Here is an 8407-nt window from a genome sequence, read left to right on the forward strand (position 1 = left end):
TACCCCGGCTCGGATGCCGTCATAGGCGGATGGGACGCTGCGGGGGTGAGCCGAGCATGAACACGGCGCTTGTTGTCGGGCTGCCTACAACCGTCGTCTCCGCGGCCCTGTATGGGGTCGCTCCGCTGATTCAGGCGATGGCCGCGCGCAGGGAGGAAGCCGGAACCGGGCTTGGCCTGGGGCTGCTCGCGCGCCTCGCGACCCGTCCGCTGTGGCTGGTCGGCCTGGCCGTCGAGGCAGGGTCGTTCCTGCTGGAGGTCTACGCGCTGTCCGTGGCACCGGTCGCCCTGGTGGCGCCGGTCATGGCGCTCGACATGATCGTGTTCACCCTGCTGGCCCGCAGGCTTCTGGGGGAGCACATCAGCCGAGGCGGCTGGAGCGGGGTGGGCCTCATGGTGGCCGGCGTCGTGCTGCTGGCCTACGCGTTCCATCATCACGCCGAGGTCGGAAGTCCCGCGGGCAACGACGTACTGCTCGCCTTCCTGGTGCTGGGGTTGATCTTCTCGCTGCTGTGCGCCTTCGGCGCGAACCTGGCCTCCGCCCGACAACAGATCGCGGGCGCGGCGCTGGGCTTCGGGCTGGCGGCCGGGGTCAGCTACGCCATCGCGACGTTGGCGACCCGACAGATCGGCCTGGCGGTGAACGAACGCCGCAACGGTGACACCACGTTGATCGATCTGCTGTCGACGCCCACGCCGTATCTCCTGGTGCTCTTTTCCGTGCTGGCGCTTGGGCTGGAGCAACGAGGCCTGCAGGGGCGTGCCGCGGTGATCGCCTTTCCGGTGACCAGCGGGGTCTCGGCCTTTCTACCCGTGACACTCGGGCTGACCCTGTTCGACGAGCCCGCGCCGGACGGCCCGCGCCTGATCGCGTTCGTCATCTCGCTGGTCATGGTCGCGGCTGGTATCGCCGCGCTCGGCCGGGACCGCTCGGCTGCCAACCGGTCGATCGAGGACGAGGAGTCGCTGGCAGACGCGCCGGCGGACGAGACACATCCGGGTGGCCCGCATCCAGGTGGCACGCACCCGGGCAGCGACGCGCACTCCGGCGGCCGGCACTCGGCCGACACGGTCGTGGGAGCCGGTGCCAGCTACGGCTCGATGGGGGGCGAGGGCCGCTACCGGCGTTACGACGGCACCGATGAGGACGACGAGGGCTGGCCGGGATCGGCGTCGCCGGGCGGCCCGGACTTCGGCGGCAGTGGTTCGGCACCGGGGGGCGCCCAGGGGCGGGGCCCCGAAGCAGGTTCCGGTGACCGGTTCGGACTTGTTCGCGACCCGTTGCGGAGTGCGCAGGGCTGAGTAAAGATGGATTTTGTGATTGAAATGTTCGGCGGCTCGGTCGTGTCCGGTGGTTCTGTCGTGTCTGGCGGTTCTGTCGGTCGGTGAGAGCCGCACTCGGCCGGGATTGGTGGGTCGCATGTATGCGGACGGCTCGGGGTTCGGCAATCCTGGCCACCAGGAGCAGGGATATCAGGTCGTCTCCGTGAGCCTGCCGAGCGACCTGCTGGACGTCGTGTTGCGCCGGGTGGGTCCGAACGGGCTGTCGGCGTATGTCACGCAGGCCCTGTGGCGGCAGGAGCCGCGGGCATCCCTGATTGATTTCCACCGCTGGACCGCGGCGCTCAGCCGAGTGGCGCTGGAGCAGGATCAGGCCCGGGCCGAGCCGCCTGCCCTGCACTGACTCGCTGCCACCGCAGTGGCGTGGACGGCCGGGCGCCCGGGCGATCGGGGGGTGAACCCGGGCGGCCGGCCACGACGACTATCTCACGCACGGCATCTGAAGAGTTACCAAGAGTTTCTGAAAGTGCGCATCGCGTGAGCGGCTCTACGGATAGAGCCGCATTCGCGGCGGCTCGCCCCTTCTGATCTGGTACGCCGCCGCGATGGTTCCGCGGTGCCGGCTCCTGCGCTGTTGGCCTTCAGGAACCGGCACCCGGTGTGCGGCGACACGCGAAGGGCTCCCGCGACTCAGAGCCCCACCGCTTCGGAGTCCAGTGCCTTGGTGCCCTGGTGGGCGCCGGCGGTGGGCGTGAAGCGATCGATGGCCTTGCGGACCCGGGAGTTGGCCTGCGCGAAGCTGATCTTCCCGTCGACGTAGGCGGCGAGGGCTGTGCGCCGCACCCGCTCCACACGTGGATCGGGCAGAGGAGTGTTCAGCAGGTTGGTCGTGGCGGTGGCCACGGCAATCACCTCCCGGTACCAGGGGAACAGGCGGACTACTACGAAAACCGCGGCGGAGTGGGACACCCCGACTCGACCGGACCCGGACTCACCGGAACCCGGTGGAGACGCGACTGCGGCGGTGCGAGGTGGTGGGCGAACGGCCCGGACCGCGCTCCGCTACGAAGAGAAGGGCGTGACGGTCTGGCTAGCGCCGCAGTCGGGCCGGTGCGCGTTCGGTGGCCTTCACGGGATCGCTCCTCCGCTACGAGATGGGCGCCGTGGTGGAGCTGAGCCCATCGAGCGGAGCCCATCCTCAACGCTACATAGCCGCAACATTTGTCACCTTCAGTCAATGATGACCGGGTGAACATCTACAGAGTGCGTGACGGTGGCCGGTTACGCAAGAGGCGATGAACGACCGCCTGCGTCCTCGTGGCGGTGCTGCCCGGTGCGGGACGCTCCGGCCTCCGCCAGCCCGGGCGCCCGCGTTCGGTGCAGGTCGAAGCGGCGGTTTCCGCGGGGCCGGCTGCCGGCGGGCCGTCGGCAGCCGCGAACCGCCGGAGCCGTCGAGGTACCGGCCGCTGCGCCCGTCGCCGGTCGGGCGTCAGGCGAGCGGCTCGTCAGGGTCGGTCGATGGCCGTGACTGTGCGTAGGGCAGGCGGGTCGTCGAACTGGCCGTCCCGAACGCCGGCGAGGAAGGCGCCCCACTCGGCGCCGCTGAAGAGGAGCATCGCGCCGAGGGGAGCCTTCGAGTCGCGGACAGCGACACCGCCGTCGATGTGTGCCACCTCCACACACATCCCGCCCTCGCCTCCGCTGTGGCGGCTCCTGATCCATTCCAGCGTCGTCGGGTCCGCCAGTGTCGGTTTTCTTGACGTATTCACCGAAAATCCTCCGAAGCGTCAGAAATCAGGACCAAGGAGTCCGCCGGGCTCAGTGCGGACGCCATCAGATGATCGAGCCTGACTCTATAGCGGCGAATTTCGGAAGGGCGTTCGAGGTAGAGGCTTCCAGCCCCTTTCTCTATATAGACCACATCGTGATCCGTCTCATCCGCAAAGCTCAGAACGGAGAACGTGCTGCCCAGCCCGGCATGTGCCCCGACAGCGAAGGGAAGCACCTGAACGGTGACATTCGGGAGCTCGGCCGCCTGTGCGACCTGCTGAAGCTGGCGGTTCATGGTGCTGGTCCCGCCCACCGGTCGCCGGAGCACGGCTTCGTCGAGAATGACCCAGAGCCGGGGTGGGTTCTCGTCGCGCAGCCGTGACTGCCGGTCAAGCCTGAGCGCCACCCGGCGTGCGATCTCGTCGTCGGAGGCCTCCGGCAGGCTTGCCCGCATCACCGCCCGTGCATAGTCCGCGGTCTGGAGCAGGCCGTGGATCAGCTGCGGCTCGTAGACGCTGATCGAGGAGGCATCAGCCTCCAGGCCGATGTAGACCTCGAACCAGGCGGGGACGACATCCTGGTAGGCCTGCCACCAGCCGTGCCGCCGGGACTCGCGGGCAAGGGCGAGCAGTGCGGCGCGGTGCTCGCCGTCAGGAACCCCATACAGCTCCAGCAGGTCGGCGACGTCCCTGGTGCGTACGGGTATGCGCCCGTTCTCCAGTCGGCTGATCTTGGACGTGGAGCAGCGCAGTGCTTCGCAGGCCTGTTCGACCTCGATGCCCGCGGTCTCCCGCAGCCGGCGCAGTTCCGCGCCGAGCCGACGACGGCGCACGGTCGGACCGCTGTTCCTCGCTGTCACCGCGCCCTCCTGGGGTACTCGTCCGCGATGCCCACTGAGTGGAGATCCTGCGGACGCATTTCGTCACGCATCCACAAACTGATCGCATAGATAGTGCGCAATCTGTAGCGAAACCATCACACAAGGCCTTGCATATGCGTGGTGCAAGCTCCATGCTGCAGAAGCGGTGCTCACCTTGAGTGGCGAAATCCAGCTCCTGGGTGAGATGTTGTCGATGAATAGACCTACCAAGGGGAGCGTCGGTGCTGGTCGGGACGGCTTGGGTAGCCACGGCTCGACGCCGCCCCGGGCGCCCCGGGTGCCTCGTGCGCTTCGGCTGCCCCGATGGGCCGGTGCGGCCCTCCGGGTGGGCTGGTGCAGGGGTCCGCCACCCTGATCGTCTCAGCGATCGCGGCGTGTGTCCGCCGGTGCGGGCATCCCAGCAGAACTGGAGTCCCGTTGAATCGTTATTCGCGTACCGCGTCCGGCTGTGGCAGACGAGTTCGGCCGGCGATGCCACGGCCGGTGGAGGGCGGCGATATCGACCCATCGTCGATGTTCGGGGTGATTCTCCTCTCCGAGGGCGCGCGTCGTGCGCGGCGGATCGTCCTGGCCTTTGACTCCGCATCCGAAGCGGATGCTTTCGCGGTCGAGAATCACTACGTGGACTACCTGGTCGCGCCGTTGTCCTTCCTGTCGCCGACCGGTGTTCGTGGGCTTCGGTGAAATGCGTGGTGAAACCGCCCGAACGGCGGGGAGAAGCGAGGATGATCAACGATGATCCGACGATTCCTGGTTTTTGACGGCGACGGCGAGCTCGTCGGCACCTTCGCTGGGTGGGAGGACGCTCATACCTGGGCGCACCTGCGGTCCGCCGAGTCGGCGACCGTCGGCCCGATTCAGGTGGAGGACCGTGCCGAGCGCCGCACCTGGACGGTGAGCGCGGACCACTGCCGGCTGACGGTCTGGCGGCGCCAGGTCGAGTACGGCTACTGCCTGCCGCCCTCGCCGGCACCGGTACCACCGTCGACCTTCGTGCCACCGTCGGCGCCGCCCCCGGGCACGGTCAGCCCACGTCCGCGTAACCGGCTGCGCCGGCAGGTCACGGCCTCCTGAGCACCGCCGCGCGGATCACAGTCGTTCGGATCACAGTCGTTCGGATCAACGCCGTTCGGATCAACGCCGTTCGGATCCGCGGAGTGCGGATCGCCCCAGCCACGCCGTGAGCAGGACAGGCGCCGCCAGCAGAACAGGAGCAGCGCCGCCAACAGGCCGAGCGCCGCCGCGAAGTAGCTGTTCGCGCAGGCAGTCTGCCAGGCATTGTGCGTGAACTCGACGTTGTCGCCTCGAGGTACCCACCAGATCGGTGCGAGGGCAGCCAGGGAGTAGCCGGTCAGCGCCGCGGCCCGGCCCCAGGGCGGTCTGGCCGGGTCGGCGAACAGACAGAGCAGGAGTGGCAGCAGCCAGACCCAGTGATGGCTCCAGGAGACCGGCGAGACGAGCAGCCCGGTCAGGGCGCAGGTCGAGGCGCCCAGCAACGGCTGACCGGTGCGGCACAGGAACACCGCGGCGGCCAGCCCGGTGACGAGCAACAGCCCCGCGATCGGCAGGTAGAAGGGCTGCGCCTGGTCCTGGCCTGCCAGCAGGCGTGACAGCACGCCCAGCAGGGACTGGTTTCCGACGTACGGGACGCCACCCACATGGTCCGCGTCCAGCATGGTGTGCGTCCAGAACGTGGTCGAGGGTCCGGCACTCACAGCAAACCCGACCGCCACGGTGACGCAGAACGCGGCCGTGCCCGTCACGGCGTCACGCCACCTGCCGACGCACAGCAGGTACGGAAGGAAGATGAGGGGCGTCAGTTTGATCCCGGCGGCGATGCCCACCAGGGTGCCGCGCGGGAGGAGCCGGAGCCGACCGAAGAGATCAATCATGATCATGAGTGCGAGGATCGTGTTGATCTGACCAAAGCTGAAGGTGTTGCGAACAGGTTCGAGCAGTAGCGCGAAACCGGCGACAGCCCCGTGGGTCAGGATCCGTCCGCGCCGATCCGACCTGGGCCGGGGCCGCACCGCGTCCATCGACACCGCGCCGAAGAAGTAGAGGCTGACCAGCAGTGCGGTGGTCCACAGAGTCTGGGCGACCCACGGCGGCGGAAGCGAGATCGGCGCGAAGAGCGCGGCGGCGAAAGGCGTGTAGGTGAACGGGAGCCCGGAATCGGGCTGCAGCCGCGCATAGGGATCCGCGCCGTCGAGGACCGCGGCACCGCCCAGGCGGTAGACCGCGAGGTCCACCAGCCTGCTTGTCACGGCGAAGTAGAGGAAAGCGCTGGTGAAGACGAGTCCGAGCGCGATCCCAACGACGCGAAACGCAATCCGGGGCTGGATCCGCCGCGGTGTTCCCGGCAATGCGTCTTCCACAGCTGGCCCCCCGGTCAGTGGGCCGCGTGAATCTCACGGCGCACCTGTCGGGGTCGCTACGGCGACCTTCGGGCACACTCGCTGCCGGGTGGATCCCGGTCAGGCCCGAAGGAACTGTATTCCCCGAAATGACCGGTCGGTGGGGCGGGGTCCGCTATGAGCTGCTGGAGGTTTCCGGCGCCGAAATGCCAACGACGGGGCGCGGGGAAGGCAACGGCCGTCAACTGTTCGTCGTGCAACTATTCCGGCTGACCGCCCGGCCGGTCGGCCGAAGCCGTCGTAGCGGACCCGACCGCCGCGTATGCGAGTCTGGAGAGCCCGGTGACCCGCAGCGCGTCCTGTCGGTTCGCCCACAGCCGGCTCCCGAGCGCTTCGACCGGTCCGACATCCTCGACCATCGCGAGGCCGTGGCGCGCCAGCAGGGCATGGACCTCCTCGGGGTGCAGGAAGGTCAGCCACGGCTCGCCCTGCTGGGCAGCCATCGGTGCAACCGCTTCCACATAGGCCTGGCCGTCGGCATCGCGCACGCCGTCGGGAAGCATGTATTCCAGCACGATCTCGCTTCCCGGTGCGAGCGCGCCGACGACTCGGAGCACCTCCTCCACCGCGGCGCGCGTGAGATAGAAGGTGACGCCGAGCCAACTCACGAAGACGGGCCGGCTGAAACTGAGCCCGATGTCGCGGAGCAGGGCGTCCAGTGGCTCGGAACCGAGGTCGATCGGCAGGAACCTGACATTTTCCGGCACCGGACTTCCGGCCGCGGCCAGTCGCGCGATTTTCCAGCGCTGGGTGGCGGCCTGGTCGGCCTCGAATACGGTGATGCCGCGGCCAGCGGCGATCGGTAGGCGAACGAGTCGAGGCCCGCACCGAGCAGAAGGTACTGGGTCGTTCCGCGTTCGAGCGCCTGGCGAAGTCGGTGTTCGGTGTAGCCGGCGCGGGTGGTCACCATGGCACGGGCGTTCGCGAGCACCAGATGCGAGCCATGCAGGCGGTGATAACCGATAAGATCATCCGCGCCCTCACCCAGCATCGTCGATGCGAGCGGGTCCGAGAACAGAAATGGTTCGGAATCGACGAGCAGATGGGCTGCCCGGGCGGCGGCAGCGGTGAGCGCGGTCTGGCTGGGTCGATCATCCGTAGGCATGGGAATGAACCTACCGACGGTCTTTCAGGCTAACGCAAAACGAAATTTATTTCAATGATGCGACGGGGTGTGTCGCGCGATTGGTTGCGACGGTTCGGGGTGTTCAGCGGGCCGAGTGGTGATCGTCCAGCTGTTGCAGGAGGCGGACAAGCTCCGCGCGTTCGGCCGAGGTGAGTGGCGCGAGCAGCTCCTCCTGGGACTCGTCGACGAGTCGGTCCAGGGTGCTCAGGTGGGCGCGTCCGGCGGGGGTGATCGTGACGATGTTGCGGCGGCGGTCGGCGGGGTCAGGGGTCCGTTCGACGTATCGGGCGTCAGCCAGGCCGCCGAGCACCGCGACCATGTCGCTGCGGTGGATGCCGGTGCGTTCGCTCAGCGCCGCCTGGCTCGCCGGGCCGCTGTCGCGCAGCGTGACCAGTGCCGAGTAGTGCCACCGGGTCGCCCCGGCGGTGGCGAGATGGGCGTTCGAGATCCGCTCCGCGTGCAGCGCGCCGCGGCCGAGGAGCCGGCTGGTCAGTGACCGCAGGCGCGCGGGTACGGCGGCGGGGTTGATCGGCGCGTGGTGGTCGTCGTGCTCCGGCATGGACAGCATCCTAGGCCCTTGCGTTGGTGTTCCCAACGAATTATCGTTCGGAACACTAACGTTAGTTAGGCGAACGGATGTGGACGATGAAGATCGAGCCTTTTCGGATCGACGTACCCCAGAGCGACCTCGACGACCTACACGCCCGCCTCGACCGCACCCGCTGGCCCGACGAGCTGCCAGGCGTCGGCGACGAGTTCGGCGTGGCGCTGGGCAGGGTCAGGGAGCTGGCCGACCACTGGCGCCACCGGTACGACTGGCGTGCCGCGGAAGCCGAGCTGAACAGCTACCCGCAGTTCGTCACCGAGATCGATGGCCAGCGAATCCACTTCCTGCACGTGCGCAGCCCGCGGCCGGATGCGCTCGGCCTGGTGC

The 8407-nt window shown here is 68.4% G+C and carries 9 protein-coding genes and 1 pseudogene; 4 read left to right on the plus strand and 6 right to left on the minus strand.

Going from position 1 to position 8407, the window contains the following annotated elements; genetic code table 11:
* Positions 1 to 56: 56 nt before the first annotated feature.
* Both FREUN1FDRAFT_RS36670 and FREUN1FDRAFT_RS36675 read left to right on the plus strand, forming a co-directional pair.
* Positions 57 to 1301, plus strand: a complete 1245-nt coding sequence (locus tag FREUN1FDRAFT_RS36670; RefSeq protein ID WP_006545473.1) for a DMT family transporter — start codon at positions 57 to 59, stop codon at positions 1299 to 1301.
* A gap of 118 nt (positions 1302 to 1419) precedes the next feature.
* Positions 1420 to 1683 (plus strand): hypothetical protein, encoded by a 264-nt coding sequence (locus tag FREUN1FDRAFT_RS36675; RefSeq protein ID WP_006545474.1) that lies wholly within the window; start codon positions 1420 to 1422, stop codon positions 1681 to 1683.
* Between the two features lie 287 nt (positions 1684 to 1970).
* On the opposite strand, the gene FREUN1FDRAFT_RS36680 is transcribed toward FREUN1FDRAFT_RS36675, so the two are convergent.
* The 3 genes from FREUN1FDRAFT_RS36680 to FREUN1FDRAFT_RS36690 form a co-directional block, all read right to left on the minus strand.
* Positions 1971 to 2249: a hypothetical protein gene (locus tag FREUN1FDRAFT_RS36680; protein WP_006545475.1), complete on the minus strand. Its 279-nt coding sequence runs from the start codon at positions 2247 to 2249 to the stop codon at positions 1971 to 1973.
* 536 nt (positions 2250 to 2785) lie between these two features.
* Complete coding sequence (locus tag FREUN1FDRAFT_RS36685; protein ID WP_006545476.1) at positions 2786 to 3049, minus strand: DUF397 domain-containing protein; 264 nt, start codon at positions 3047 to 3049, stop codon at positions 2786 to 2788.
* Positions 3046 to 3909 carry a helix-turn-helix transcriptional regulator gene (locus FREUN1FDRAFT_RS36690; RefSeq protein WP_006545477.1) on the minus strand — a complete coding sequence of 288 codons (864 nt, stop codon included), beginning with the start codon at positions 3907 to 3909 and terminating at the stop codon, positions 3046 to 3048. Before FREUN1FDRAFT_RS36690 ends, FREUN1FDRAFT_RS36685 begins: the two co-directional genes overlap by 4 nt.
* Before the next feature lie 492 nt (positions 3910 to 4401).
* On the opposite strand from FREUN1FDRAFT_RS36690, the gene FREUN1FDRAFT_RS36695 reads away from it, so the two are divergent.
* Positions 4402 to 4614 carry a hypothetical protein gene (locus FREUN1FDRAFT_RS36695; protein WP_006545478.1) on the plus strand — a complete coding sequence of 71 codons (213 nt, stop codon included), beginning with the start codon at positions 4402 to 4404 and terminating at the stop codon, positions 4612 to 4614.
* Between the two features lie 263 nt (positions 4615 to 4877).
* Here the strand turns inward: FREUN1FDRAFT_RS36695 and FREUN1FDRAFT_RS36700 are convergent, their stop codons facing one another.
* The 3 genes and pseudogenes from FREUN1FDRAFT_RS36700 to FREUN1FDRAFT_RS36710 form a co-directional block, all read right to left on the minus strand.
* Entirely contained in the window at positions 4878 to 6308 is a 1431-nt protein-coding gene (locus FREUN1FDRAFT_RS36700) for a glycosyltransferase 87 family protein (protein ID WP_006545480.1), read from the minus strand.
* 239 nt (positions 6309 to 6547) lie between these two features.
* Positions 6548 to 7452 (minus strand): annotated as a pseudogene (locus tag FREUN1FDRAFT_RS45625) (class I SAM-dependent methyltransferase).
* Between the two features lie 103 nt (positions 7453 to 7555).
* Complete coding sequence (locus FREUN1FDRAFT_RS36710; protein ID WP_006545482.1) at positions 7556 to 8032, minus strand: MarR family winged helix-turn-helix transcriptional regulator; 477 nt, start codon at positions 8030 to 8032, stop codon at positions 7556 to 7558.
* Positions 8033 to 8118: 86 nt separating this feature from the next.
* On the opposite strand from FREUN1FDRAFT_RS36710, the gene FREUN1FDRAFT_RS36715 reads away from it, so the two are divergent.
* On the plus strand, positions 8119 to 8407 hold a 289-nt coding region (locus tag FREUN1FDRAFT_RS36715; protein ID WP_198144576.1), incomplete at its 3' end, for an epoxide hydrolase N-terminal domain-containing protein.

Origin of the sequence: Parafrankia sp. EUN1f (assembly GCF_000177675.1) — a bacterium.
Lineage (GTDB): Bacteria > Actinomycetota > Actinomycetes > Frankiales > Frankiaceae > Parafrankia.